General features: G+C 73.3%; 20 protein-coding genes. 7 read left to right on the forward strand and 13 right to left on the reverse strand.

Annotated features, from left to right (window positions below):
* Positions 1-11: 11 nt before the first annotated feature.
* The 3 genes from treZ to glgX are packed head-to-tail and all read right to left on the reverse strand — an operon-like array spanning position 12 to position 6185.
* Complete coding sequence (gene treZ / locus GA0070608_RS26895; protein ID WP_091631323.1) at positions 12-1745, reverse strand: malto-oligosyltrehalose trehalohydrolase; 1734 nt, start codon at positions 1743-1745, stop codon at positions 12-14.
* Positions 1742-4066: a malto-oligosyltrehalose synthase gene (gene treY, locus GA0070608_RS26900; RefSeq protein WP_091631325.1), complete on the reverse strand. Its 2325-nt coding sequence runs from the start codon at positions 4064-4066 to the stop codon at positions 1742-1744. The genes treZ and treY overlap by 4 nt, the downstream gene beginning before the upstream one ends.
* A gap of 1 nt (position 4067) precedes the next feature.
* Positions 4068-6185 carry a glycogen debranching protein GlgX gene (gene glgX, locus GA0070608_RS26905; RefSeq protein WP_091631327.1) on the reverse strand — a complete coding sequence of 706 codons (2118 nt, stop codon included), beginning with the start codon at positions 6183-6185 and terminating at the stop codon, positions 4068-4070.
* 273 nt (positions 6186-6458) lie between these two features.
* Here glgX and GA0070608_RS26910 point away from each other — a divergent pair, with 273 nt between their 5' ends.
* From GA0070608_RS26910 to GA0070608_RS26925, 4 genes are all read left to right on the forward strand, one after another.
* Entirely contained in the window at positions 6459-7121 is a 663-nt protein-coding gene (locus GA0070608_RS26910) for a response regulator transcription factor (protein ID WP_176733855.1), read from the forward strand.
* A gap of 255 nt (positions 7122-7376) precedes the next feature.
* The gene (locus tag GA0070608_RS26915; protein ID WP_245715963.1) at positions 7377-9470 is read left to right on the forward strand and encodes a M14 family metallopeptidase; all 2094 of its coding nucleotides are present in this window, start codon (positions 7377-7379) and stop codon (positions 9468-9470) included.
* 91 nt (positions 9471-9561) lie between these two features.
* On the forward strand, positions 9562-10251 hold the full coding sequence (locus GA0070608_RS26920; protein ID WP_091631331.1) for a fasciclin domain-containing protein: 690 nt from the start codon (positions 9562-9564) through the stop codon (positions 10249-10251).
* A 272-nt stretch (positions 10252-10523) separates the two neighbouring features.
* Positions 10524-11915: a glycosyltransferase family 4 protein gene (locus GA0070608_RS26925; RefSeq protein ID WP_091631334.1), complete on the forward strand. Its 1392-nt coding sequence runs from the start codon at positions 10524-10526 to the stop codon at positions 11913-11915.
* 148 nt (positions 11916-12063) lie between these two features.
* Here the strand turns inward: GA0070608_RS26925 and GA0070608_RS26930 are convergent, their stop codons facing one another.
* The 4 genes from GA0070608_RS26930 to GA0070608_RS32850 all read right to left on the reverse strand — a co-directional run bounded on the left by GA0070608_RS26930 (position 12064) and on the right by GA0070608_RS32850 (position 17430).
* Positions 12064-13347: a citrate synthase gene (locus GA0070608_RS26930; RefSeq protein WP_091631337.1), complete on the reverse strand. Its 1284-nt coding sequence runs from the start codon at positions 13345-13347 to the stop codon at positions 12064-12066.
* Positions 13348-13689: 342 nt separating this feature from the next.
* Positions 13690-15780: a sulfatase-like hydrolase/transferase gene (locus GA0070608_RS26935; protein WP_091636268.1), complete on the reverse strand. Its 2091-nt coding sequence runs from the start codon at positions 15778-15780 to the stop codon at positions 13690-13692.
* Positions 15781-15847: 67 nt separating this feature from the next.
* A complete protein-coding gene (locus tag GA0070608_RS26940) occupies positions 15848-17272 on the reverse strand; it encodes a class I SAM-dependent methyltransferase (RefSeq protein WP_091631339.1) in 1425 nt (474 codons plus the stop codon).
* An 8-nt stretch (positions 17273-17280) separates the two neighbouring features.
* On the reverse strand, positions 17281-17430 hold the full coding sequence (locus GA0070608_RS32850) for a hypothetical protein (protein WP_165947858.1): 150 nt from the start codon (positions 17428-17430) through the stop codon (positions 17281-17283).
* A gap of 190 nt (positions 17431-17620) precedes the next feature.
* On the opposite strand from GA0070608_RS32850, the gene GA0070608_RS26945 reads away from it, so the two are divergent.
* Positions 17621-18016, forward strand: a complete 396-nt coding sequence (locus tag GA0070608_RS26945) for a VOC family protein (protein ID WP_091636271.1) — start codon at positions 17621-17623, stop codon at positions 18014-18016.
* A gap of 88 nt (positions 18017-18104) precedes the next feature.
* Here the strand turns inward: GA0070608_RS26945 and GA0070608_RS26950 are convergent, their stop codons facing one another.
* From GA0070608_RS26950 to GA0070608_RS26960, 3 genes are all read right to left on the reverse strand, one after another.
* Entirely contained in the window at positions 18105-18482 is a 378-nt protein-coding gene (locus GA0070608_RS26950) for a winged helix-turn-helix domain-containing protein (protein WP_091631341.1), read from the reverse strand.
* Positions 18479-18706: a hypothetical protein gene (locus tag GA0070608_RS26955; protein WP_091631344.1), complete on the reverse strand. Its 228-nt coding sequence runs from the start codon at positions 18704-18706 to the stop codon at positions 18479-18481. Before GA0070608_RS26955 ends, GA0070608_RS26950 begins: the two co-directional genes overlap by 4 nt.
* 157 nt (positions 18707-18863) lie before the next feature.
* A complete protein-coding gene (locus GA0070608_RS26960; protein WP_091631347.1) occupies positions 18864-19550 on the reverse strand; it encodes a helix-turn-helix domain-containing protein in 687 nt (228 codons plus the stop codon).
* A gap of 37 nt (positions 19551-19587) precedes the next feature.
* On the opposite strand from GA0070608_RS26960, the gene GA0070608_RS26965 reads away from it, so the two are divergent.
* Positions 19588-20442 (forward strand): arginase family protein, encoded by an 855-nt coding sequence (locus GA0070608_RS26965; RefSeq protein ID WP_091631350.1) that lies wholly within the window; start codon positions 19588-19590, stop codon positions 20440-20442.
* A gap of 67 nt (positions 20443-20509) precedes the next feature.
* On the opposite strand, the gene GA0070608_RS26970 is transcribed toward GA0070608_RS26965, so the two are convergent.
* The 3 genes from GA0070608_RS26970 to GA0070608_RS26980 form a co-directional block, all read right to left on the reverse strand.
* Complete coding sequence (locus tag GA0070608_RS26970) at positions 20510-22003, reverse strand: sensor histidine kinase (protein WP_091631352.1); 1494 nt, start codon at positions 22001-22003, stop codon at positions 20510-20512.
* A complete protein-coding gene (locus GA0070608_RS26975; protein ID WP_091631354.1) occupies positions 21981-22727 on the reverse strand; it encodes a response regulator transcription factor in 747 nt (248 codons plus the stop codon). The genes GA0070608_RS26970 and GA0070608_RS26975 overlap by 23 nt, the downstream gene beginning before the upstream one ends.
* Positions 22728-22902: 175 nt before the next feature.
* Positions 22903-23136, reverse strand: a complete 234-nt coding sequence (locus GA0070608_RS26980; protein ID WP_091631358.1) for a hypothetical protein — start codon at positions 23134-23136, stop codon at positions 22903-22905.
* A 171-nt stretch (positions 23137-23307) separates the two neighbouring features.
* Between GA0070608_RS26980 and GA0070608_RS26985 the strand changes: the two genes are divergently transcribed.
* On the forward strand, positions 23308-24255 hold the full coding sequence (locus GA0070608_RS26985) for a serine/threonine-protein kinase (RefSeq protein ID WP_091631361.1): 948 nt from the start codon (positions 23308-23310) through the stop codon (positions 24253-24255).
* Positions 24256-24259: the final 4 nt, after the last annotated feature.

The following is a 24259-nucleotide window of genomic DNA, read 5'->3' on the forward strand; positions in this document are numbered from 1 at the left end:
ATGGCACCCCGTCAGAGCGCCACGACCGCCGCCGTCTCCGCCGGCAGGTCGATCCGGTCGCGGGTCACCGTGACCCCCTCCCCCGTGGCCAGCAGCACCCGACGCGCCACCCCCGGCAGCGTGATCCGCTGCGGTTTGGCGGCCAGGTTCGCCACCACCAGGCACTCGCCCCGTCGCATCACCAGGAACTGGTCGCCGTGGCGTACGTCGACGGCGTGCAACCTCGGGTCGGACAGGTCGGCCCGGCTCTTGCGCAGCGCGATGAGCCGCTTGTGGAACTCGTACATCTCGCGGTGTTCGGGTTTGTCCAGCTCCGCCCAGTCGAGCCGGGAGCGGGCGAAGGTCTGCGGGTCCTGCGGGTCGGGCACGTCGTCCGAGGTCCAGCCGTGCGCCGCGAACTCCCGCTTGCGGCCGGTGGCGACGGCGGTCGCCAGTTCGGGCTCGGGGTGGCTGGTGAAGAACTGCCACGGCGTGGCGGCTGCCCACTCCTCCCCCATGAACAGCATCGGCGTGAACGGCGCGGTGAACAGCAGTGTCGCCCCCACCCGGAGCAGAGACGGGGACAGCGATGCCGAGATCCGGTCGCCGGTGGCCCGGTTGCCGATCTGGTCGTGGTTCTGCAGGTAGGCCACCAGCCGGTGCCCGGGAAGTCGCTGCCGGTCCACGGGCCGCCCGTGCCGCCGGTTGCGGAAACTGGACCAGCTGCCGGCGTGGAAGAAGCCGCCGGTCAGCACGTCGGTGAGGCATTCCAGGGAGCCGAAGTCGCCGTAGTAGCCCTGCCGTTCGCCGGTGAGCAGGGTGTGCAGGGCGTGGTGGGCGTCGTCGTTCCACTGGGCGTGCAGGCCGAAGCCGCCGGCCTCCCTCGGGGTGATCAGCCGGGGGTCGTTGAGGTCGGACTCGGCGATCAGCGACAGCGGCCGGCCGAGGTGGGTGGCCAGCGAATCGACCTCGACCGCCACCTCCTCCAGCAGCGGGGTGGCGCGCGAGTCGGGCATGGCGTGCACGGCGTCGAGCCGCAGCCCGTCGACGTGGTAGTCGCGCAGCCACATCAGCACGCTGTCGACGATGTAGCGGCGTACGCCGTCGGAGTGTGGGCCGTCGAGGTTGACGGTGCGGCCCCAGGTGTTGTTCTGCTCGGTGAGGTACGGCGCGAACATCGGCGCGTAGGCCCCGGAGGGCCCGAAATGGTTGTAGACGACGTCGAGGATCACCCCCAGGCCTCTGGCGTGGGCGGCGTCGACCAGCCGTTTCAGGCCGTCCGGCCCGCCGTAGGGCTGGTGCGGGGCATACCAGCAGACCCCGTCGTAGCCCCAGTTGTGCTCGCCGTTGAAGGCGTTGACCGGCAGCAGTTCGATCAGGTCGACGCCGAGGTCGACCAGGTGGTCGAGGCGGCCGATGGCGGCGTCGAAGGTGCCCTCGGGGGTGAACGTGCCGACGTGCAGCTCGTAGAGGACGCTGCCCGGCAGTTGCCGGCCGGTCCAGGCGTGGTCGGTCCACTCGAACGCCGTGTGGTCGTAGCGCCGGCTCGGCCCGTGCACCCCCGTTGGCTGCCAGGCCGACCGGGGGTCGGGCAGGGCCCGCTCGTCGTCGTCGAGCAGGTAGGCGTAGTCGGTGCCGGGGCCGGCGGCGGGCACCTCGACGCGCCACCAGCCGTCGGGGCCGGAGCGCATCTCGTGGTCGGTGACGCCCGGCAGGCGCAGCCGGACCCGGGCGGCGTTCGGCGCCCACACCGTGAACTCGGTCATGACGCAGCCTCCACGGACTCGGCGGTGGGAGCCAGCAACGCGACAGGGTAGGTGGCCAGCAGGTCGGCCAGCGGAGTCTCCCCGCCACTGTAGACCCGGCCGGTGAACAGGTCGGTCATCTCGTGAACGGGAAGTGACAGGGAGGTGTCGCCCCAGCCGCGGACGCGGGCCAGCCCGAGCGGCAGCCGGGTGGCGACCGCGACCGCGCCGCCTCGGTCGAAGGCGAGCGCGTGCCGCCCGGCGGGCCCGTGGGCCGGCACCGGTCGGTAGCCGGTGAACAGCTCCGGGCGGTCGCGGCGCAGCCGCAGGGTCCGCGACACCACGAGCAGCTTCGCCGCCCCGTCGGCGTCGACCTGCGGAAGCGGGCCGTCGTCGAGCCGGGCCAGCAGCTCCCGGCGTACGGCGAAGTCGACCGGGCGGCGGTTGTCCGGGTCGACCAGGGAGTTGTCCCACAGCTCGGTGCCCTGGTAGGTGTCCGGCACGCCGGGCATGGCGAGCTGCACGAGCTTCTGCCCGAGCGAGTTGGACCAGCCGGCGGGGGCGATCTCGACGGCGAAGGCGGTCAGCTCGGCGTGCAGTTCCGGGTCGTCGTACATCGCGTCGATGACGGCGTGCATGGCCCGCTCGAAGGCCGGGTCAGGGTCGGCCCAGCTCGTGGCGGCCGATGCCTCCCGGGCGGCCTTCTCGGCGTACGCGTGCAGCCGCTCGCGCCCGATCGGCCAGGCGCCGACGGCGGTCTGCCAGAGCAGGTGCGCGAAGGCCGGGTCGGGCAGCGGCGCGCGGGCCGCCCACCGGGTGACCAGGTCGGCCCAGCGCCCCGGCAGTTCGCTGAGCACGGCGAGGCGGGCCCGGACGTCCTCGGAGCGCTTGGTGTCGTGGGTGGAGAGCGTGGTCATGCTCGCCGGCCAGCGCACCTGGCGGGCGGTGGCGAAGCGGTGGAACTCGGCCGGCGGCACGCCGAAGTGCGCGGGGCTGCCGCCGACCTCGTTGAGCGCGACGAAGCGGCTCCACCGGTAGAAGGCGGTGTCCTCCACCCCCTTGGCCATGACCGCGCCGGTGAACTGCGGGAAGCGCTTCGCCAGTTCGTCGTCCGGGTCGCGCAGGCGGCGGGTGACCGCGTCCAGCACGCCGGTCAGGTCCCGGCGGCGACGGCCGGCCTCGGCGCGGGCGGCGGCCAGGTGCCGGGCGCCCTCCGGCGGGTAGCCCCGGTAGACCGCGAAGGCGGCGGCCAGTTCGGCCAGCGCCGCCCGGGCGGCCTCGCGGTCGACCTCGGGGGCGAGCGCGGCGAGCCGGGTCAGCTCGGCCGACAGCAGGCGGGTGGCGGCGGCGAGCTTCGTGTCGTGGGTGAGGTCCTGCCAGGAGGTGTGCCGCCCGACCAGGTGGGTGTCGAGGGCGGTGAAGTCGCCTTCGGCGTCGGGGTCGACGAAGAGCCCGCAGACGGCGGCGAGGGCGTCGTAGCCGGTGGTGCCGTCCACCGGCCAGTCGGGCAACTCCTCGCCGTACTCCAGGATCTTCTCCACCACCAGCCAGGCGGCGGGGGCGGCGGCGCGCAGCCGGGCCAGGTAGGCCGACGGGTCGCGCAGCCCGTCCGGGTGGTCCACCCGGATGCCGTCGACCTCGCCGGCCGCCGCCCAGCGCAGCACCAGCTCGTGGGTGGCGGCGAAGACCGCCGGGTCCTCCACCCGCAGCCCGGCCAGGTCGGAAACGGCGAAGAACCGGCGGTACGTCAGCTCGGCGTCGCCGCGCCGCCAGGAGACCAGTTCGTAGTGCTGCCGGTCGTGCACCTCGCGGGGAGTGCCGTCGCCGGTGCCGTCGGCGACCGGGAAGCGATGCTCGTGGTAGCGCAGCTCCCCGTCGGCGAGCTTGAGGTCGTCGAGGGCGTCCGGGGAGTCGGCCAGCACCGGCAGCAGCAGCCGGCCCCGGTCCCAGTCGACGTCGAACCAGCCGGCGTACGGCGAGTCCCGGCCCCGGCGCAGCACATCCCACCAGGGCGGGCTGGCGGCGGGCACGGCCACCCCGGCGTGGTTGGGCACGATGTCCACGACCAGCCCCAGCCCGGCGGCGCGCAGTGCCCGCAGCAGCCGGAGCCGGGCCGCCTCGCCACCCAGCTCGGGGTTGACGGCCCGGTGGTCGACCACGTCGTAGCCGTGCGCCGAGCCGGGGGTGGCGGTCAGCAGGGGCGCGCTGTAGAGGTGGGTGACGCCCAGGTCGGCCAGGTAGCCGGCGAGGTCGGCGGTGGCGTCCAGGTCGAAGCCGGGGCGGACCTGCACCCGGTAGGTGGCGCCCACCCGGGGCGCGTCGGGTCGAGGGGTGCTCGACATGTCAGGCCGTCCTCTCCAGCACCACCACGCACCGGTCGGGGACGCTGAGGGTGCCGCCCGCCTCGACCACCGTGGTCTTCTCCGGTTCCGGTTCCGCGGTGCTGATCACCAGTTCCCAGCGCTGGCCGAACTCGGGGCCGGGCATGGTGAAGTCCAGCGGCGCGTCGTGGGCGTTGAAGCAGAGCAGGAAGGAGTCGTCCACGTGGCGCTGGCCGTACGGGCCGCGCTCGCGGATGCCCTCGCCGTTGACGAACAACGCGACGGCCCGGCCGAAGTCGTTGCCCCAGTCCTCGCCGGTCATCTCCCGCCCGTCGGGGGTGTACCAGGCCAGGTCCGGCAGCGGCTCGTCGACCTGGCGGCTGCGTACGGTGAGGCCGGTGAAGAACCGACGGCGGCGGAACACCTGGTGCCGGCGGCGGAAGTCGACCAGCTTGCGGGTGAAGTCCAGCAGGTCGGTGTCGACGGCGTCCCAGTCGACCCAGGCCAACTCGCTGTCCTGGCAGTAGGCGTTGTTGTTGCCGTGCTGGGTGCGACCCAGCTCGTCGCCGTGGCCGATCATCGGTACGCCCTGGGAGAGCACCAGGGTGGCCAGGAAGTTGCGCCGCTGCCTCGCCCGCAGGGCGCGTACCGCCTCGTCGTCGGTGTCGCCCTCGACGCCGCAGTTCCAGGACCGGTTGTGGCTCTCCCCGTCCCGGTTCTCCTCGCCGTTGGCCTCGTTGTGCTTGTCGTTGTACGACACCAGGTCGCGCAGGGTGAACCCGTCGTGGCAGGTGACGAAGTTGATGCTGTGGAACGGGCGGCGCCCGTCGTCCTGGTAGAGGTCGGCGGAGCCGGAGATCCGGGAGGCGAACTCGGCGAGGGTGGCCGGCTCGCCGCGCCAGAAGTCGCGCACGGTGTCGCGGTATTTTCCGTTCCACTCGGTCCACACCGGCGGGAAGTTGCCCACCTGGTAGCCGCCGGGCCCGACGTCCCACGGCTCGGCGATCAGCTTGACCTGGCTGACCACCGGGTCCTGCTGCACCACCTCGAAGAAGGTGGAGAGGCGGTCCACCTCGTAGAACTCGCGGGCCAGCGTGGCGGCGAGGTCGAAGCGGAACCCGTCGACGTGCATCTCGGTCACCCAGTAACGCAACGAATCCATGATCAGTTGCAGCGAGTGCGGGCTACGCACGTTGAGGCTGTTGCCGGTGCCGGTGTAGTCGACGTAGTAGCGGCGGTCGGACTCGCTGAGCCGGTAGTAGCTGGGGTTGTCGACGCCCTTGAAGCTGAGCGTCGGGCCGAGGTGGTTGCCCTCGGCGGTGTGGTTGTAGACCACGTCGAGGATGACCTCGATGCCGGCGGCGTGCAGTGCCTTGACCATGCCCCGGAACTCCTGCACCTGCTGGCCGAGGTGGCCCAGCGCCGAGTAGCCGTGGTGCGGTGCGAAGAAGCCGATGGTGTTGTAGCCCCAGTAGTTGCGCAGGCCCAGGTCGGTGAGCCGGTGGTCGTGCACGAACTGGTGCACCGGCATCAGCTCGATGGCGGTCACCCCGAGCTTCGTCAGGTGCTCGATCATCGGCGGGGAGGCCAGGCCGGCGTACGTGCCGCGCAGCTCGTCGGGGATGTCCGGGTGGCGCATCGTCAGGCCACGCACGTGCGCCTCGTAGATCACCGAATGGTGGTAGGGGATGCGGGGCGGCTTGTCGTTGCCCCAGTCGAAGTACGGGTTGACCACCACCGACTTCGGCATGAACGCCGCCGAGTCGGTCGTGTTCATCCGCTCCGGGTCGCCGTGCTCGTAGTCGTAGACCGCCGGGTCCCAGCGCACGTCGCCGTCGATTGCCTTGGCGTACGGGTCGAGCAGCAGTTTGGCCGGGTTGCAGCGCAGCCCGTTCGCGGGGTCGTACGGGCCGTGCACCCGGTAGCCGTACCGTTGCCCTGGCTCGATGCCGGGGATGTACGCGTGCCAGACGTACGCGTCGACCTCCCGCAGCTCGACCCGCCGTTCCGCCCCGGTGTCCCACTCGTCGAACAGGCACAGCTCGATCCGCTCGGCCACCTCGGAGAAGATGGCGAAGTTGGTGCCCATCCCGTCGTAGGTGGCCCCCAGTGGGTACCGCTCACCCGGCCAGACCTGCATGTCGCTCCCTTTACACAAGATCATGAGCGCGCACCGCACCATGAGCGCACCACACGGCGGGGACCGGCGGCGCGCGTGCGGGTATTGCCCCGCGGGTTCGTCCGCCAATCCACCCGATCGGCGGACGACCGGAGGCCACCGGACTGGTGGCACACCGGCGCACACACCGTGCGTGGGCCGAGCGCTGCGGTTACGATCTTGCATCCGCACTGGTCAGGGCGCATGATCATCCGACAGACTCGCAATATCCGGCTGGGACGAGGTCCGAGGAGGATGTGCGTGCGGGTGCTCCTGGTGGAAGACGACCTGCGCGTGGCTGCTGCCCTCTCCACGGCCCTGCGCCGTCGGGGACACGAGGTGGTGCCGGCGCTGACGGCCGCCGAGGCGATCCGGGCCGACCCGGTCGACCTGGTCCTGCTGGACCTCAACCTGCCCGACCGGGACGGCCTGGAGGTGTGCCGGCAACTGCGTCAGGTCGACGAGGACGTCGCCATCATCGCGGTCAGCGCCCGCGCCGAGGAGTACGACCGGGTGGCCGGCCTGCGGGCCGGCGCCGACGACTACGTCGTCAAGCCGTTCTCGATGGTGGAGTTGGAGGCCCGCATCGAGGCGGTGATGCGTCGCACCGCCCGTAGTGCCCGGACCATGAGCCAGTTGCGGGTCGGCACGCTGCGCATCGACGTCAACGCCCGGCGGGTCTGGGTGGGCGACCGGGAGGTCGGCCTGGCCCGCAAGGAGTTCGACCTGCTGGTGGCGCTGGCCCGGCAGGCCGGCATGGTGGTGCCCCGGGACCGGTTGCAGTTGGACGTCTGGCAGACCACCTGGGGCAGCCGGCACAACCTCGACGTCCACGTCGCGGCCCTGCGGGGCAAGCTCGACGACGCCGGTCTGGTCGAGACGGTCCGCGGCGTCGGATACCGGCTACGCACCGGCTGAGCAGCGTCGGCTACCGGGTGCGGCCCGGCTGGCCGCCGTCGGCTACCGGGTGCGCGCGCCCCGGGCACCGTCGGTGACCGGGGGCGGGCGCGACCGCCGCCCGCACCCCGCTGACCAGGCCGGAATCTCAGGTGATCCTCAAGAAACCCTCGTGATGCGCCAACGGTGGGCCCCGTGCGAGTGTGCTGAGGCACAACCCCAGCCAACCTCCTGTTTGGAGATCCCCCTTTGCGATACAGACGGACAACGGCAGGTGTGTTCTCCGCCCTGCTCGCCGCCACCATGGTGGCGACGGCGGTGCCCGCTCAGGCGCAGCCGCAGCTCACCGCGGCCCAGCAGCAGGCGGAGCCGAACCAGGTGCAGGGCCTCAAGGTCACCCAGGGCGACGGATACGCCACGCTGGCGTGGACCCTGGTGGACGGTGCCACCGACTACCAGATCGAGCGGACCCCCTACGCCGAGGACGGCACCCCCGGCACACCGGTGATCACCGGTGTCTGGCGCCCCAACCGCCAGATCAACAACACCGAGCCGACCTTCGCCGACGCCGGCTTCGTTCCCGGCAGCCGCTTCCAGTGGCGGGTCCGGGCCCGCTTCGGCACCGAGGCCCAGCCCTTCTCCGCACCGGTCAGCGGCGACACCCGGGCCCACTGGGGCAACCCGGGCACGCCGGGTGAGAACCTGCGTACCCAGTGGGAGGACACCCTGGGCGCGCAGTACACCAGCGACGTCAACGAGTACGCGTACACCGCCGCGATCGACGCGGCCAGCGACCGCGTCCGGGTGGTGGAGATCGGTCGCACCGTCCAGGACCGGCCGATCAACATGCTGGTCATCGGCTACCCCAAGCCGCCGGCGACCCCGAGCGCCGTGGCCGCGACCAACCCCCTGATGGTCAACTGCAACGTGCACGGCAACGAGCCGGGCGACCGCGAGGCCTGCCTGATCATGGCCCGGCAGTTGGCCTTCTCCAAGGACAGCAAGACCCTCGACCTGCTGTCGAAGACCACCATGCTGATCGTGCCGACGCTCAACGGCGACGGGCGGGCCAACAACACCCGCGGCAACTCCACCGGTCAGGACCTCAACCGGGACCACTCGCTGATCCGCCAGCCGGAGACCCGCGCCCTCGCCGAGATGGTCCGCGACTACCGGCCGATCGCCGGCTACGACGGCCACGAGTACGGCAACGCCAACACCGGTGACCTGCCGATGCTGCCGCCTCGGCACCAGAACGTGGCGCAGGGGATCTTCGACGAGTCGCAGGACATGATCGAAGGCCACATGTACGGCCAGGGCGCCAAGGACGGCTGGTGGGCCTGCCCGTACGGCTGCACCTCCAACGCCACGGTGGGCCTCAGCGAAGAGACCATCCTGCGCAACACCCTCGGCCTGAAGAACGTCGTCAACTCCCTGCTGGAGCTGCGCAGCTCCGGCGGCCCGACGCGGCCGGACGAGAGCAACACCGCGAACAACCGCCGGCGCAAGACGTACTCCGCGCTGTGGACGTTCAACGAGTTCTTCAAGTACCACGGCGCCAGCGTCAAGGACATCACCAAGGCCCGCGCCGAGGCGATCACGTTCCAGTCCGCCAACGAGGGACGGATCGTGTTCCGGGGCTCCCGGAAGATCGAGGCGTACCCCGCCCCGCACCCGGGTGAGGCCCCGCCGCCCGTGGACGCCCCCACCCCCGAGCGGATCCTCGAGCAGCCGCCGTGCGCGTACAAGCTGACCGAGGAGCAGTACAACGGTGCGCGTACCGACGGTCCGGACGGCAAGCGCACCACCGCCGCGCAGCGCATCGCCGCCCACGGCTGGCAGGTGGTCAAGGTCGCCGACGGCTACCTGGTTCCGCTGTCCCAGCCGCAGCGGGGCCTGATCCCGCTGCTGCTCGACGAGCAGGCCGTCGAGGGCCTGGTCGCCGGTGAGCGGATCGCCCCCACCCTGACCGGCACCCGCAACGGTCCGCTGGTCGTCTCCGGCGTCGCCTGCCTCGACGGTGCCACCGTCCGGGGACCGATCCAGGTGCGCCCCGGCGCCACGCTGATCGTCAACGGCAGCTCGCTCAACGGTCCGGTGAACGCCGTCGGCGCTGCCGGGGTCTTCATCACCGACAGCACGGTCAAGGGCCTGGTGCTCGCCACCGCCACCCAGGGCCCGGTCGTCCTGGTCGGCAACGAGCTGACCGGCCTGGTCGGCGTCTCCGCCGGCAAGGGCACGGCCCCGCTGGTGGCCGGCAACACCGTCAAGGGCTCGCTGACCTGCCTCGGCAACGCCGCGGCGCCGATGAACATGGAGGTCGCCAACACCGTGCGGGGCCTGAAGTTGGGCCAGTGCGCACGGCTGTGACCTGCTGATTCCCGCCTGAACGAGGTGCCGGCAGGTCGGCGGTCCGCCGACCTGCCGGCACCCTTGCGTACGGTTCTGGAGTGGAGAAGACGTGACCGACACCCGCACCCCGGGGCCGCGCCCCGGACCCCTGACCCGGGTCGTCCGCCGCCGGCGGGCGGCGACCGGGGCGGCCCTGGCCCTTCTGCTCGCGGCCACCGGGTGCACCGGCTCGTCGCAGGACCGGCCCTCCGCGACGCAGCGCACCGGCGACACCGCACCGGTCGCCGTCAGCGGACCGCTCTGCGACGCACTGCCCTCGGGCACCGAGCCGGGTAGCCCGGGCTCGCTCGTGAACCAGTCCCCCGACCAGGCCCTCACCTGGATTCCCGTGCTCACCACGTTCGAGGCGGCGGTCCGGGCCACCGGGATGGGCAAGGAACTCTCCGCCGCCGGAGGGCTGACCATCCTCGCCCCGACCGACGACGCCTTCCGGGCCAAGTTCTCCACCGCCAATCTCGACGAGCTGCTGCTCAAGGACACCGACACGCTGCGCGGGCTGCTGCGGGACCACCTGGTCGCCGGGGCGCGCCCGGTCGCCGAACTGGTGGCCGCCGGCTCCGTCACCACCCTCGCCGGCACCACTCTCGCCGTCACCGCGGCCGAGCCGGGAGCCCGGCTGGCCGACCGGGCCGAGACGATCTGCGCCGACTACCAGGTCACCGGCGCCCGCATCCACGTGATCAACAAGGTGCTCGGCAGCCTGCCGGAGACCGCCCACGAGGAGGACCACCACCACTGAGTGGCCCGCCGACCCACGACACCGGCCGCCGTCCCCTGAGCGGGGTCGGCGGCCGGTGTCGTCGATGGCAGATCCACCCGACTGACCCGACCTGAACCTTCGGGTGTCCTCCGTCACCTTGGCCCTTTTCGAGATGCGCAATCGGGCTCGATGCCCTTTGCTTGTTCGCGGGGCGCGCCCGCGCGTCTCCCCCTCGGCCTCTCGGCCACTCCCACCACTGTCTCGCCGCCACCGATGCCGGCGCGTTCCACCATGCCTGGACGGAGATTGATGTGACGACCCTGCGGGTCGACGAGCAGCCCACCACCAACCCGGGCCGGATCCACCGGCCCACCCTCACCTCCCGGCCCCAGGTCCCGACGCAGGCCGGATCGGGCACGCCCCCGCAGACCCGCCGCATCCTCATGCTCTCCTGGGAGTACCCGCCGGTCCTGGTCGGTGGCCTGGGCCGGCACGTGCACGCCCTGTCGGTGGCCCTGGCCGCCGCCGGGCACGAGGTCACCGTCGTCACCCGGCACGCCGACGGCGCACCCCTGGAGGAGTACGCCGACGGCGTCCGAATCGTCCGCGCCGCCGAGGACCCGGTCACCTTCCCACTGGCCACCTCCTCCCTGCTGGCCTGGACCATGGCGTTCAACCACACCCTCACCCGCGCCGCGCTACGCGCCACCGAGGCCGGCTGCTACGACGTCATCCACGCCCACGACTGGCTCGTCGCACACACCGCGATGACCCTGCGCGAACACCTGGACATCCCGCTGGTCAGCACCATCCACGCCACCGAGGCCGGCCGGCACCAGGGCTGGCTTCCCGAGGAGATGAACCGCACCATCCACGGCGTCGAGCAGTGGCTGGCCGGCGAGTCGGGCCGGGTGATCGTCTGCTCCGGCTACATGCGCGACGAGGTGACCGGGCTGTTCGGCGTACCGGCCGGCCGGGTCGACGTGGTGCCCAACGGGGTGGAGCCGCACCGCTGGCGGGTCCCGGCCGCCGCGGTGGCCAAGGCCCGCGCCCGGTTCGCCGGGGACGGACCGCTGGTCACCTTCGCCGGCCGGCTGGTCTACGAGAAGGGCGTGCAGCACCTGATCGCCGGTCTGCCCCGGCTGCGCGAGCGGCACCCCGGGCTGCGCGCCGTCATCGTCGGCGACGGTCCGTACCGCGGCGAACTGGAGGCCGAGGTGCACCGCCTGGGTCTCGGCGGCACGGTCAGCCTGCCGGGCTTCCTCGGCGGCACCGACCTGCCCGCCGTGATGGCCGCGTCGGACTGCTTCGCCGTGCCGAGCATCTACGAGCCGTTCGGCATGGTGGCCCTGGAGGGCGCCGCCGCCGGCGCACCCCTGGCCGTCGCCGCCACCGGCGGGCTGGCCGAGATCGTCGAGCCCGGCGTCACCGGGATGACCTTCCGGCCGCACGACCCGGACGGGCTGACCGACGCCGTCGACGCGCTGCTGTCGGACCGGGACCGGGCCCGTGAACTCGCCCGCCGGGCCCGCGTCATGGTGCACGAGCGGTACGGCTGGTCGGCCATCGCGCAGCGTACGGCCGCCGCCTACGCGGCGGCGATCACCACCGCCGGGGCGTTCGCCGCCGAACGGGTGACCCGGACCCGCGGCCTACCGGCTGTCGCCGAGGGCAACCTGCTGGCCGCCGCCGGCCTGCGCTGAGTTGTAAGGAAGGGCACCTCCTATTGCTTTCGTGGAGGAATGGCCCTTCCCCACCGGCGGTCGCCGGCGGTGGGTGCGGAGCGCGACACGGCGGAGGCCGCCGACCCGGTGCGGGTCGGCGGCCTCCGCCGTCGGTACGAGGTGGAACTCAGCGCTGGTCGAACGGGGCGTAGTCCCGCTCGGGAGCACCGGTGTAGAGCTGCCGCGGGCGACCGATCTTGGTCTCCGGGTCGTTGATCATCTCGCGCCACTGGGCGATCCAGCCCGGGAGCCGGCCCAGCGCGAAGAGCACCGTGAACATCTTCGTCGGGAAGCCCATCGCCTTGTAGATCAGGCCGGTGTAGAAGTCCACGTTCGGGTAGAGCTTACGGGAGACGAAGAAGTCGTCGGCGAGGGCGATCTCCTCCAGCTGCATGGCGATGTCCAGCAGCGGGTCCGGCTTGGCCATCCGGCCGAGCACGTCCTGGGCCGCCTTCTTCACGATCGCCGCGCGCGGGTCGTAGTTCTTGTAGACCCGGTGGCCGAAGCCCATCAGCTTCACGCCGTCCTGCTTGTCCTTCACCTTGCGTACGAAGGACCCGACGTCGCCACCATCGGCCTGGATCTTCTCCAGCATCTCCAGAACAGCCTGGTTGGCGCCGCCGTGCAGCGGGCCGAACAGCGCGTTCACACCGGCGGAGACCGAGGCGAAGAGGTTGGCGTTGCTGGAGCCGACCAGCCGCACGGTCGACGTGGAGCAGTTCTGCTCGTGGTCGGCGTGCAGGATGAACAGCATGTCCAGCACCTTGGCCATCACCGGGTCGACCTCGTACTGCTCCGCCGGCACGCCGAAGGTCCCCCGCAGGAAGTTCTCCACGTAGCCCAGCGAGTTGTCCGGGTACAGCAGCGGCTGGCCGATCGACTTCTTGTAGGCGTACGAGGCGATGGTGGGGACCTTCGCCATCAGCCGCACCGTGGACATCTCCACGTGCGAGGAGTCGAACGGGTCCAGGCTGTCCTGGTAGAAGGTGGAGATGGCGCTGACGGCCGAGGAGAGTACGGCCATCGGGTGCGCGTCGCGCGGGAAGCCGTCGAAGAAGCGGCGCATCTCCTCGTGCAGCAGCGAGTGCCGCCGGACCCGCTCGGTGAACTCGGTCAGCTGCTGCTGGGTCGGCAGCTCACCGTAGATCAGCAGGTAGGAGACCTCCAGGAAGGAGGACTTCTCCGCGAGCTGCTCGATCGGGTACCCGCGGTAACGCAGGATCCCCGCGTCGCCGTCGATGTAGGTGATGGCAGACGAGCAGGCCGCGGTGTTCACGAAACCGGGGTCGTACGTCGTCATCCCGGTTTCCTTCAGCAGCTTGCCCACCCCGATGCCGGCGGGGCCCTCGACCGCGGATTGCACCGGCATCGAAAGCTGCCCACCGGGGTGATCGAGCTTGACTTCCGTCATGTTTCCCTCGCTTCGCCGGCAGATCTGCGTTGAATTGCCTTCGCTTTTACCGTAATCACGGTCGAGGAGATACCGCCCGTCGTGGTTCGGCGGTGAGGCATGCGTCACCCGTTTCCCGGCCAGCCGGCCGGGAAACCCGCCCATTTCAGGCACAAGGCCGGTGACGAGGCATGGGAACGCTACCGCCCCGCGCGCCCCCGCCGCCCCCGCCAGCCCCCGGCTACCCTCGCCCCCGCACGGTGATCATGAGGTTTACGTCTTGGGCAAGCGCGTTCCGGGACGCAACCCTCATGATCGACACCATCAGCACCGGGGCCGGGGGCCGGCGGGGGTGGGGTGGGGTCAGGAGAGGGTGAGGCGGCGCAGGGTGCCGTCGGGGGCGACGCGGTAGACGTCGAGGCGGTTGGTGCCGGCGTGGAAGAGCCGGTCGTCGGCGAGCAGGGCGGCGAACCGGCGCCCGCCGGCGTCACGGGGTACCACCGGGACGACCGCGCCGACCCGGCCGTTGACGGCGACCGCCAGCGGCGTGCCGTCGGGCACCTCGTCCGGCACGTCGCCCCAGACGGCGGCCGGCAGCCGCCCGGTGTCCGGGTCGACCGCACCGAAGCCGGCCAGGTCGGCGACGCGGGCGGTGCCGTCGGTCGGACGGTCTCCGACGGCGGTGCCCACCAGCGGGTGGGGCGCGGGCGGTGCGATCGGGGCCGGCACGCCGCCGGTGATCGGGATCGGCTGGCCGGGGCGATCGTGGAAGACCTTGCCCGCCTCGGCGCGCGGGGTCTGCCGGGCGGACCGGCCGTCGACCGGCCACGGGAGCCGGATGGCCGCCTCGTCGGCGATGGTGGGCAGCAGGTCGACATGCTGCCAGTTCCGGTCGTCTATCCGCCCGGCGCGCTGGCCCGGGGTCTTGACGAACGTCGGCACCCAGGCGACCTCGCCGGGGGCGGCCCGGATGGCGTCCATCCCCCGGCCCTGCACGCCCGGGGTGAAACTGACGCCGTGGTCGGCGGTGACCACCAGCAGGGACTGGTCGTAGAGTCCGGTGGCCCGCAGGGTGCGCAGCGTCTCCCCGATCAGCCGGTCGGTGTAGCCGAGCTGTGCGAGGTGCCGCTGGCGGGCCAGTTCCGTCCAGCCGTCGCCGTCGTTCGGCAGGTCGTCCGGGGCGTCGTAGCGCACCCCCGACGGCAGGTACGCCCACGGTGAGTGCGGCATCAACAGGTGCAGGAAGTGCAGGGTGGGCCGGGACGCCGGCCGCAGCCCGGCGAGGAAGCTGGTGAACCGGGCCGGCTGGTTGTCGTTCAGGCTGTCCCAGCGGAACTTCGGGTCCGCCGGCACCGGCTCGGCGGCGTCGATGCCCGCCTCCGCGCGGGTGCGCTCGCGGTACGAGTCCTCCGGGTCGACCCGGCTGTCGACCGGGGCGGTCACCTGGCGCAGCAGCCCGCCGGCCTGCCGGAGGAGCACGCCCATCCCCTGCTCCGGGCTGACCGGCTGCTCGCAGCGGCTGGGCGGGCAGAGCCGGGTGATGCTCTCCTCGGCGCGGACGTCGTACAGGCCGCCGAAGGCGGTGAAGAGGTTGTCCGGGTACTGCGAGTAGTGCGGCGCCGACTCCCGCTGCGGGTACCGGCCGGTGAGCATCGCCGGCAGCGCGTAGGGCGTCCAGCCGCTGACACCGGTGGCGTTGCGGTACCAGGTGGAGCCGCCGGCCAGCTCGGCGAAGTGCGGGAACCGGGCGGCGTCGATCCGCCCGTCCGGGCCGAGCAGGGAGACCAGGGGCAGCTCGTCGAGGACCAGCACGACCACCGGCGGATGGTTGCCGGGCCCGGCCACCCCGGTGGCGCCGCCCTCGCCCCGGGGCAGCACCACCGTCGAGGTGGGCGAGGCGAACACGAACAACCCGACGAAGAGCAGTGGTCCGGCCGCCGCCAGCCGCAGCGCGCGCCCGGGCGCGCGCCACCGCCGGTGCGCGGCGGCCCCGGCGGCGCCGGCCAGCGCGGCGAGCAGCAGCAGCGGTACGCCCCGCAGCGGCGTACCGTGCCGGCCGACCTGCACAGCCAACGCGGCGAGCAACAGGCCGACCAGCAGGGTGTGTGTCGCCGACCGGGTGGTGCGTCCGGCCAGCCGGGACAGCGCGCCGAGCAACGCCACGGCGACGGTGGGCACCAGCGCGACCAGCGCCACCAGCAGCAGGATCTCCCCGCGGTCCGCCCGGTGGAACAGGAAGAAGTCGGGGCTGCGCCCGAGGACGTCCAGCAACGGCTGGGTGACCACGAGCCCGACCAGCCCTGTCACCTCGGCCAGCCGGCCGAGTTCGGCCAGCCAGCCGGCCCGTCCGGCCCGGTCGTGCCGGCCCGCTGAGCCGCCGGGACCGGACCGGCCGGACGGGTCACCGGGACCGGACCCACCGGCCGGATTGCCGGAAGCGGGCTGGCCGGGCAGGTCACCGGGACCGGACCCACCGGCCGGGTCGGGTGCCGGCTGCGGGGTGGGCGGGTCGGGCGGCGGCTCAGCCACCCACGACCGCCGTGTAGAGCGTCCGGGTGCCCGAGGGCAGGTCGAGCCGGCGCGCGATCCGGCAGCGTGCGGCGAGCAGCCGCTCGAACTCGGCCGGCCGGTAGTCGGGGAAGAGCCCCTCGGGCTTGTTGGCCAGCAGCCGTCGGGCCATCGGGTCCTCCGGGTGGACGAACTCCACCACCACGCGGGCGCCGGGGGCGGCGAGCCCGACGAGCCAGTCGAGTACCTCGGGCAGCGGCACGTTTCGCCCGATCGCCAGGTGGTGCACCACGGCCAGGGCGAGCACCGCGTCGGCGCCGGCCCGGTCGGCGAACGAGGCCCGCTCGACGCCACGCCAACCGCCGCCGGGCGACGGGTCGGCGAGGTCCATCACCAGGGGCAGGATCCGCCGCTCCCCCTGCGCGCGCAGTTCCCGGTAGAGCCCGTCCACCACGGCCGGGTCCTGCTCGACCGCTACGACGTAGTCGGCGTGCCGGGAGGCGAGCCGGGCGTACCGGCCGTCGTTGGCGCCGAGGTCCAGGGCCAGGCGGGGCCGCGGGCCGTCGGCCAGCGCCTCGGCGACGAAGCGTTCCTTCGCGGCCCGGTCGTCCGCCGTGTAGGCGCAGGTGCGCTGGTAGTCGACCCAGTGGCTGGCCGCCGGACGGTGTTCCAGCCGCCGGACGAGCTTCTCGATCCCGCGTACGGTGGCCAGCGCCAGCTCCCGGGAGTAGCCGGCCGCCCGCAGCTGGGATCGGACGTCGGCGGTGCTGGCCCGCGCGTTGCGCCGCTGCATCGCGCCGTGCAGGTGCACGTGGGTGAGCACGCCGGGCAGCAACCGGCGGGTGCCGCCGAACAGTCGACGCATCTGGTCGGGCTCGATGCCGTCGACCCGGGCGCGCAGCCAGGGCTGGAAGTCCAGCCCGAGGTGGGCGCCGAGCAGCAGCGGGTAGAGCAGCGTCTGACAGAACTGCCGGTACCCGGCCCAGGGCTCGCCGTCGCGTGCCGGGGTGAACGAGCCGACGTCGATGAAGACCGGTTCGGCACCCCGCCACTGGAGGTTGTAGGCCGAGCCGTCCTTGGTGGTGAAGCCGGCCGGCAGCGCCGCCCGCAGGATCTCCAGGTGCAGCAGCGCCGCGTCGCGGAGCATGGTGAAGGACCACTCGTACGGGTGGGAGACGAACGGGATGCGCTCGTGACGGAGGACGGCGGCCCACCGGTCCCCCGACGGCACGGCCGGCGGCTCGACCGCCTCGGTGCCGCACACCTTGCCGGCGGCGAGCAGCGGCGGGAAGAACTCGCTGGTGGCCAGGGCACGCCAGTCCCCGGCGGCCTGCTCGTCCAGCCCTCGCAGCACGTCGCCGTCGAGATGGAAGACCCGGTTGGCGGGGTCACGGAAGGAGCCTGGCTCGGTGCGCAGACCGGTGCGGGGGTTCCCCATCGGCCGGGTCAGCGCTGGTCGGTGGGCTGGCGGCGGAACCGGTCGACCAGTCGCCGCCAGTAGAGCTTGGCCGCCACCGCGGCGCCGGCCACCCCGCCGACCACCGCCTGCACGATCAGGCTGCCAGACCCCGCGTCCAGGTAGGCCAGGTGTTCCACCGTCTGCTCCTTCCCTCGCGTCTCGCCACCGGCGTACGCAGGCATGACCCTTTTACGGGTTTTGCCTGGAAAGCCGGACTTGTCTCACACGCTACGCCGATCGTCCCGATCGTGAGGGCCACACCCGGCACTCCGTCCGGTGTCCGTTTCGTTCAAGACGCCTGCCCCGGACGGTCCTACCGTGGAGGCCATGGCACCGACACTCGACCTCATCGGGATGGTCAGCAGCGACCTGCCCCGCTCCCTCGCCTTCTACCGGCGGCTCGGCCTCGACATCCCGGCGGACGCCGACACCGCGCCGCACGTGGAGATCACCCTGCCCGGGGGCCTTCGGCTGGCCTGGGACACCGCCGACACCATCCGCGCGTTCGACCCGGACTGGAAACCCGGCAGCGGCGGCGGGGCCAGCCTCGCCTTCCGGTGCGACGACCCGGCCGAGGTGGACCGGCTCTACGCGGAACTGGTGGCCGAGGGCCACGAGGGTCACCTGCCCCCGTGGGACGCCTACTGGGGCCAGCGGTACGCGGTGCTGCTCGACCCGGACGGCAACGGCGTGGACCTGTTCGCCCCGCTCCCCCGGGACTGAACGCGCACTGGCAACGTCGGACATCGGAATCACCGGAACAGCGTTGCCCGCCGCCCAACGCCGGGTCACCAGGTGCGACGTCGGCGGGTCAGCGCGGTGGCCATCGGTCCTCCGTGGTGTTGGTGATCTCGACGCGGGCGATGAGCTGCTTGAGTTGGGCGATCTCTTCGGCGAGCGCGGTGCTGCCGGCAGGGGTGAGGGTGATCCAGGTACGGCCGCGCCGGCCCTCGTAGCCCTTCTCGACCTGGATCAGGCCGGCCGTCTCCAGCACGCTCAGGTGCTTGGAGAGGTTGCCGGCGGTCAGGTCCAGCTGGGTACGCAGGAAGCGGAACTCGACCCGGCGGGCCTCGTGCGCGATGGTGAGGATGCCGAGCCGGACCCGTTGGTGCACCACGTCGTCGAGCTCGGTGACCGGATGGGCCGGTGTGGCCTCGTCCGGCGCCGAGGCGTCGTCGGGGCCGCTCACCGGGGCCGCCGCAGCCGGTGCGCCAGCCCGAAGCCGGCGCTGCCCAGCAGCAGCACGCCGCCGCCGATGATCAGCATTGGTGCGTCGTGCCACCGGCCGCCCCAGTGGACTCCCCAGCCGAAGTTGATCGGCACCAGCACCACCGCCAGGTACCCGAAGGCGAACACCAGCAGCGCGGGATGCCGCTCCAGCCAGGCCAGCACCAGCAGCGGCAGCCACGTCACCCGCCGGGCCAGACGAACCCGGCGCGCCAGGCCACGCGCCTCAGCCAGGAGCCGGCCCCACGTGTTCGTCGCAGGGCTGTGCGACACCGTCCGGGAACAGCGCGAGCGTCAGCGGTCGCCGGCCGACGGGATTGCCGAGGGTCTAGGAACAACCTGCTCAGCGGGGCAGCAGGGCGGTCGGCGGCACGCCGGCCAGGTCGCGTACGTCCCGGGTGAGGTGGGCCTGGTCGGCGTAACCGCAGCGGGCCGCCACCTCGGCCAGCGGGGTGCCGGCGCGTGCCAGCGCCAGTGCGCGCCCCATCCGCAGGATCCGGGCCAGCGTCTTCGGGCCGTACCCGAACAGGTGCCGGCACCGACGGTGCATGGTGCGCGGATCGAGGCCGGTTTCGGCGGCGGTCGCGGTCACGGTGGCGCCGGCAGCCAGGGCGGCGGCGATCCGGGCGCCCAGCGGATCGGGCCCGCCGGCCGCTCGCAGCCGCCGCACGGCGATCTCCGTCAGTACGACGGCCGGGGCGGCCTCCACCCGCTCGGCCAGCCGGGCGACGTCCCGCTCGCCCCACAGGTCGGCCAGGGGGACCCGCCGGTCGCGCAGCTCGACGGCCGGTACGCCGAGCACCGCCGGGCCGGTGCCCGGCGGCAGCCGCAGCCCCACCCAGCGCTCCGCCGGCCCGCCTCCGCTGAGGTGGGCGGAGCGGTCCGGCCCGGCCACCACCAGCCCGGAGCGGCTCGACCAGAGCAGGTCGACGCAGCCGTCGGGGAGCACCCTGGTCGGCGCGGCGCCCGCCGTCGTGACGCTGGACCAGAGCACCGCGCCGGCGAACCCGGCCGGACGTTCCCCGTACATGCCGCCCAGCCTGCCACGGCCGGGCTAGCCTCCGAATGTGCGATGGTCGGTGCTGGACGCTCCGCTCGACTCCTCCGGACGCGGCCGGGGCGAACACCGGGCGCCCGCGGCGCTGCGGGCCGCCGGGCTGCTGGACCTGCTGGGTGCTGCGGACGCCGGCACGGTCGACGCCCTGATCACCGACCCGGTCCGGGACCCGGAGACCGGCGTGATCGGCGTCGACCAGGTGCGCCGCGCCGGCCGGTCGATCGCTGCCCGGGTGACCGCACTGCTCGACGCGGGACGGCACCCGCTGGTCCTCGGCGGCGACTGCGCGATCCTGCCGGGCACGTTGCAGGGGCTGCCGGCCGGCTTCGACCTGTGGTTCCTCGACGCCCACCTGGACTTCGAGGACGGCCGCACCTCGCCCACCGGCGAGGGGGCCGACATGGGCCTGTCGATCGTCACCGACCACGGCCCGGCGGGGGTCCTCGACCGGGAGGGGCCGCTGGTCGACCCCGACCAGGTGTACCTGCTCGGCCACCGCCCGCTCGACCGGGCCGCACCGGAGGGCAGGGAGGCCCTCCGGGTCGACCCGGCCGTGCACCTGGTGCCGGCCGCCCGGCTGCGCGGCGCCGACGCGGCGCCGGTGGGCCGGGATCTCGCCGTCGGTACGACGCCCGCCTGGCTGCACCTCGACCTCGACGTGCTCGACCCGCTCGTGCTGCCGGCGGTCAGCTACCCGGAGCCGGGCGGCCTGGACTGGGCCGATCTGATCGCGCTGACCCGGCCACTGGTGCGCTCGGGACGGCTGATCGGGATGAGCGTCACCGACTTCAACGCCGACGAGGACCCGGACGGGCGCCACGCGGAGCGGATCGCGCACTCCCTCGCCGAACTGCTGGCCGACTGAACGCCGACCCGGCCGGACCCCGCGCCGGTCGCCCCGGCCCGGCCACGCATCACCTGGGCCGGGCCGGTCAGGTGTCGGTGGTGGCGCCCGGCAGCCGGACGGTGAACACCGTACGGCCCGGCCGGCTGTCCAGCTCGACCGAGCCGTGGTGGGCCTCCACCACGGCGGCCACGATGGCCAGGCCCAGGCCGGTGCTGCCGTGCGCCCGGGAGCGGGAACTGTCGCCCCGGGAGAAGCGTTCGAACACCTCGGCCCGCAGTTGCGGCGGCACGCCGGGACCATCGTCGGCGACGCCGAGCAGGGCGACGTCGCCGGCCACCCGCAGGGTGGTGGTGACCGTGCTGCCGGGCGGGGTGTGCACCCGGGCGTTGGCCAGCAGGTTCGCCAGCACCTGGTGCAGCCGGGCCGGGTCGCCGGGGACCCGGACGACGGTGTCCGGCAGGTCGAGCCGCCAGCGGTGCTCCGGCCCCGCGACGTGCGCGTCGCCGACCGCGTCCATCACCAGGGCGGACAGGTCCACGGGCTCGACCGCGAGCGGCCGGCCCGAGTCGAGCCGGGCGAGCAGCAGCAGGTCGTCGACGAGGCTGGTCATCCGGGCGCTCTCCGACTCGACCCGGCGCAGGGCGTGGGCCACGTCGGGCGGCACCTCGTCCCGGCCACGCCGGGCGACCTCGGCGTACCCCCGGATGGCCGCCAGCGGGGTGCGCAGCTCGTGGCTGGCGTCGGCGACGAACTGGCGTACCCGGGTCTCGCTGGCCTGGCGGGCGGCGAGCGCGGCGGCGACGTGCCCCAGCATCCGGTTCAGTGCCGCGCCCACCTGGCCGACCTCGGTGCGCGGGTCGGTGTCGGCAGCCGGGACCCGCACCGACAGCGCTACCTCGCCGCGGTCCAGGGGCAGCTCGCTGACCCGCCCGGCGGTGGCGGCGACCCGGCTCAGCGGACGCAGGGTCGCCCGTACGATCAGGGCGCCGGCCCCGCCGGCGACCAGCAACCCCACGGTCGCCACGCCGGCCTGCGCGGCGACCATCCACCAGACGGTCTCCGACACGCCCGACAGCGGCAGGCCGAGCACCCGGACGGTGCCGCCCTGAACCTGACGCGCCACCACCCGGTAGTCGCCGTGTTCCCCGAGTTCGCGGGTGCGGGGCCGGCCGTCCGTGGGCAGGTCCGCGAGGCCGGCCAGGTCTTCGGCGGGGACGGCGCGCTCCTCCCGGTCGACCAGGGTCCAGGCCCGGACCACCCGGCCGTCGACCACCTCGGCGGAGACCGTTCCCGGCGGGAAGCCACGGGGGATCCGCGCGTCCGGCGGGGCGGTCACGCCGGGCGCGTCGAGGGGTGACGGCAGGCCCCGGCCCGGACCGGTCCGCATCGGCGCCAGTTGGTCGTCCACCCGGTCGATCAGAAACTGCCGCAGCGCGACCGTGGTGATCCCGCCGATGGCGACGCTGACCAGGGCCAGCAGGGCGACCAGGATGACCACCAGGCGGGTCCGCAGGGACAGGCCGGCCAGCCGGCGGCGGAGCCGGCCGGCGGGCCGCTCACTCCGCCGGCCGGAGGACATACCCCGCGCCGCGCAGCGTGTGGATCATCGGCTTCCGGCCCGCGTCGATCTTCTTCCGCAGGTACGAGATGTACAGCTCCACCACGTTGGCCTGGCCGCCGAAGTCGTAGTTCCAGACCCGGTCGAGGATCTGCGCCTTGCTGAGCACCCGGCGCGGGTTGCGCATGAGATAGCGCAGCAGCTCGAACTCGGTGGCGGTGAGGGTGACGGCCTGGCCGTCGCGGCGCACCTCGTGGCTGTCCTCGTCGAGGCTGAGGTCGCCGACGGTGAGTACCGCGTCCGGGCGGGCGGCGACGGCGAAGCCCGAGCGGCGCAGCAGCGCCCGCAGCCGGGCGATCACCTCCTCCAGGCTGAACGGCTTGGTGACGTAGTCGTCGCCGCCGACGGTCAGCCCGGCGATCCGTTCCTCCACCGCGTCCCGGGCGGTCAGGAAGAGCACCGGCACCGTCGGGGCCTGCTCGCGCAGCCGGCGCAGCACCTGGAAGCCGTCCAGGTCGGGCAGCATCACGTCGAGCACCACGGCGTCCGGCTGGAACTGCCGCGCCGCGCTCAGCGCCGACGTGCCGTCGCCCGCCGTACGCACCTGCCAGCCCTCATAGCGCAGCGCCATCGACAGCAGGTCGGCCAGGGTCGGCTCGTCGTCGACCACCAGCACCCGCACCGGCTCCCCGTCCGGGCGACGCAGCTCGATGCGACCAGCCCCGGCCTGCCCGTCAGTCACCATGGCCCCATCGTGGGCCGGCGCGCTGTGGCCGGCTTGTGTGCCACCTGTGTCTCCGCTGTGCGCGGGCCGACCCGATCGTGGTCGGACGGCTGGCCACCACAGTGGCCGCCCCGCCCGGCGCGCGGCGAGTGGCCGGCAGGGCGGGTCGCTCGGCCCGCGCCCGCGTCCTGGCGTCTCATTCGGTCATGCCCACCGGGTAGGTGTGCACGAAGCACATCGTCCAGGTGCCACCACCCACCGGATGCTCGCGCTGGTAGAGGTGGTCCGGCCCGCCGCCGGCAGGCGGCCGAGCGTCGTCGGGGTGGCGCAGGATCCAGTGCGTGGGCGGGGAGCCGTCCGGCTCGGCGGGCAGCGCCCGGACCAGGTCGTGGGCCGGGCCGCCGACGAAACGTACGGTCACCTCGCTCATCCGCGCGCCCGCCTTTCCGCGTACCGGCCCGACACCGGCCCCGGCTCGCAAGCTACCGCAGCCGCCGACCGCCCCGCCCGGATCCGGCAGCGGTTTGCCCTGATCGGAGCTCGGGTACCGCAGCGTTGGCGACCCGTCGTGGGACGGGCCACGAGAGGCGGGGAGCGGTCGATGAGAACGCTGGACGGGCGGTACCGGCTCGAACAGCGCATCGGCATCGGCGGCATGTCGGAGGTCTGGCGGGCCCACGACGCGGTGCTGGACCGGCCGGTCGCGGTGAAGGTGATGTCACCCGGGCAGGAGGGGCAGGACACCTCCGTGGAGCGGATCCGCGCGGAGGCGCGCTCCGCCGCCCGACTGGTGCACCCGAACGTGGCCTTCGTCCACGACTTCGGCACCTGCGGGACGGGGCCCGACGGTCAGGTGCCCTACATCGTCATGGAGTTGGCCGAGGGAGGGACGCTGGCCGAGCACCTGCGGGCCGGCCCGCTGGACTGGCACATCGCCGTACGGGTCTGCGCCGAGGTGAGCGCCGCGCTGGCCGCCGCCCACGCGCACGGCATCGTGCACCGTGACGTCAAGCCGGCAAACGTGATCCTGACCCCGGCCGGCGTGAAGGTGCTCGACTTCGGCATCGCCACCCCCTGCGGCACTCCGGACCTGTCGCCGGAGGGAATGGTCGTCGGCACGCCGGCCTACCTGGCGCCCGAGCAGTTGGAACGGGCCCCGGCCACACCGGCCGCCGACATGTACGCCCTCGGTGTGCTGCTCTACTACTGCCTGACCGGGCGGCTGCCGTACCAGGCGGAAACGGCGACGCAACTGCTCGGCGCACGCCGCCGGCAACCACCGCGGCCGCTGCCGCAGATCGAGGGGCTGCCCCCGGAGGTGGCCGACCTGTGCGCGAGCTGCCTGGCCGACGACCCGGCGGAGCGGCCGTCCAGCCTGATGGCGGCGCTGTTGTTGGCGGAGGCGGTGGACGCCCGGGTGTACGTGCCGATGCAGCAGCCCACGGCACCGCGGCAGCGCGGCACGTCGATGTCGCCGTGGACCGAGCGGGCGGCGGCCGAGGTGACCGAGGCCGCCCCCCTTCCTGACTGGTCCACCCGGGCCGGCTGATCCC

Source organism: Micromonospora peucetia (genome assembly GCF_900091625.1).
GTDB lineage: Bacteria > Actinomycetota > Actinomycetes > Mycobacteriales > Micromonosporaceae > Micromonospora > Micromonospora peucetia.

Coding starts and splice junctions, on each gene's coding strand:
- treZ (WP_091631323.1), bottom strand. CDS start 1,745: ATGACCGAGTTCACGGTGTGGGCGCCGAACGCCGCCCGGGTCCGGCTG.
- treY (WP_091631325.1), bottom strand. CDS start 4,066: ATGTCGAGCACCCCTCGACCCGACGCGCCCCGGGTGGGCGCCACCTAC.
- glgX (WP_091631327.1), bottom strand. CDS start 6,185: ATGCAGGTCTGGCCGGGTGAGCGGTACCCACTGGGGGCCACCTACGAC.
- GA0070608_RS26910 (WP_176733855.1), top strand. CDS start 6,459: ATGTGCGTGCGGGTGCTCCTGGTGGAAGACGACCTGCGCGTGGCTGCT.
- GA0070608_RS26930 (WP_091631337.1), bottom strand. CDS start 13,347: ATGACGGAAGTCAAGCTCGATCACCCCGGTGGGCAGCTTTCGATGCCG.
- GA0070608_RS26940 (WP_091631339.1), bottom strand. CDS start 17,272: ATGGGGAACCCCCGCACCGGTCTGCGCACCGAGCCAGGCTCCTTCCGT.
- GA0070608_RS26945 (WP_091636271.1), top strand. CDS start 17,621: ATGGCACCGACACTCGACCTCATCGGGATGGTCAGCAGCGACCTGCCC.
- GA0070608_RS26960 (WP_091631347.1), bottom strand. CDS start 19,550: ATGTACGGGGAACGTCCGGCCGGGTTCGCCGGCGCGGTGCTCTGGTCC.
- GA0070608_RS26970 (WP_091631352.1), bottom strand. CDS start 22,003: ATGTCCTCCGGCCGGCGGAGTGAGCGGCCCGCCGGCCGGCTCCGCCGC.
- GA0070608_RS26975 (WP_091631354.1), bottom strand. CDS start 22,727: ATGGTGACTGACGGGCAGGCCGGGGCTGGTCGCATCGAGCTGCGTCGC.
- GA0070608_RS26980 (WP_091631358.1), bottom strand. CDS start 23,136: ATGAGCGAGGTGACCGTACGTTTCGTCGGCGGCCCGGCCCACGACCTG.
- GA0070608_RS26985 (WP_091631361.1), top strand. CDS start 23,308: ATGAGAACGCTGGACGGGCGGTACCGGCTCGAACAGCGCATCGGCATC.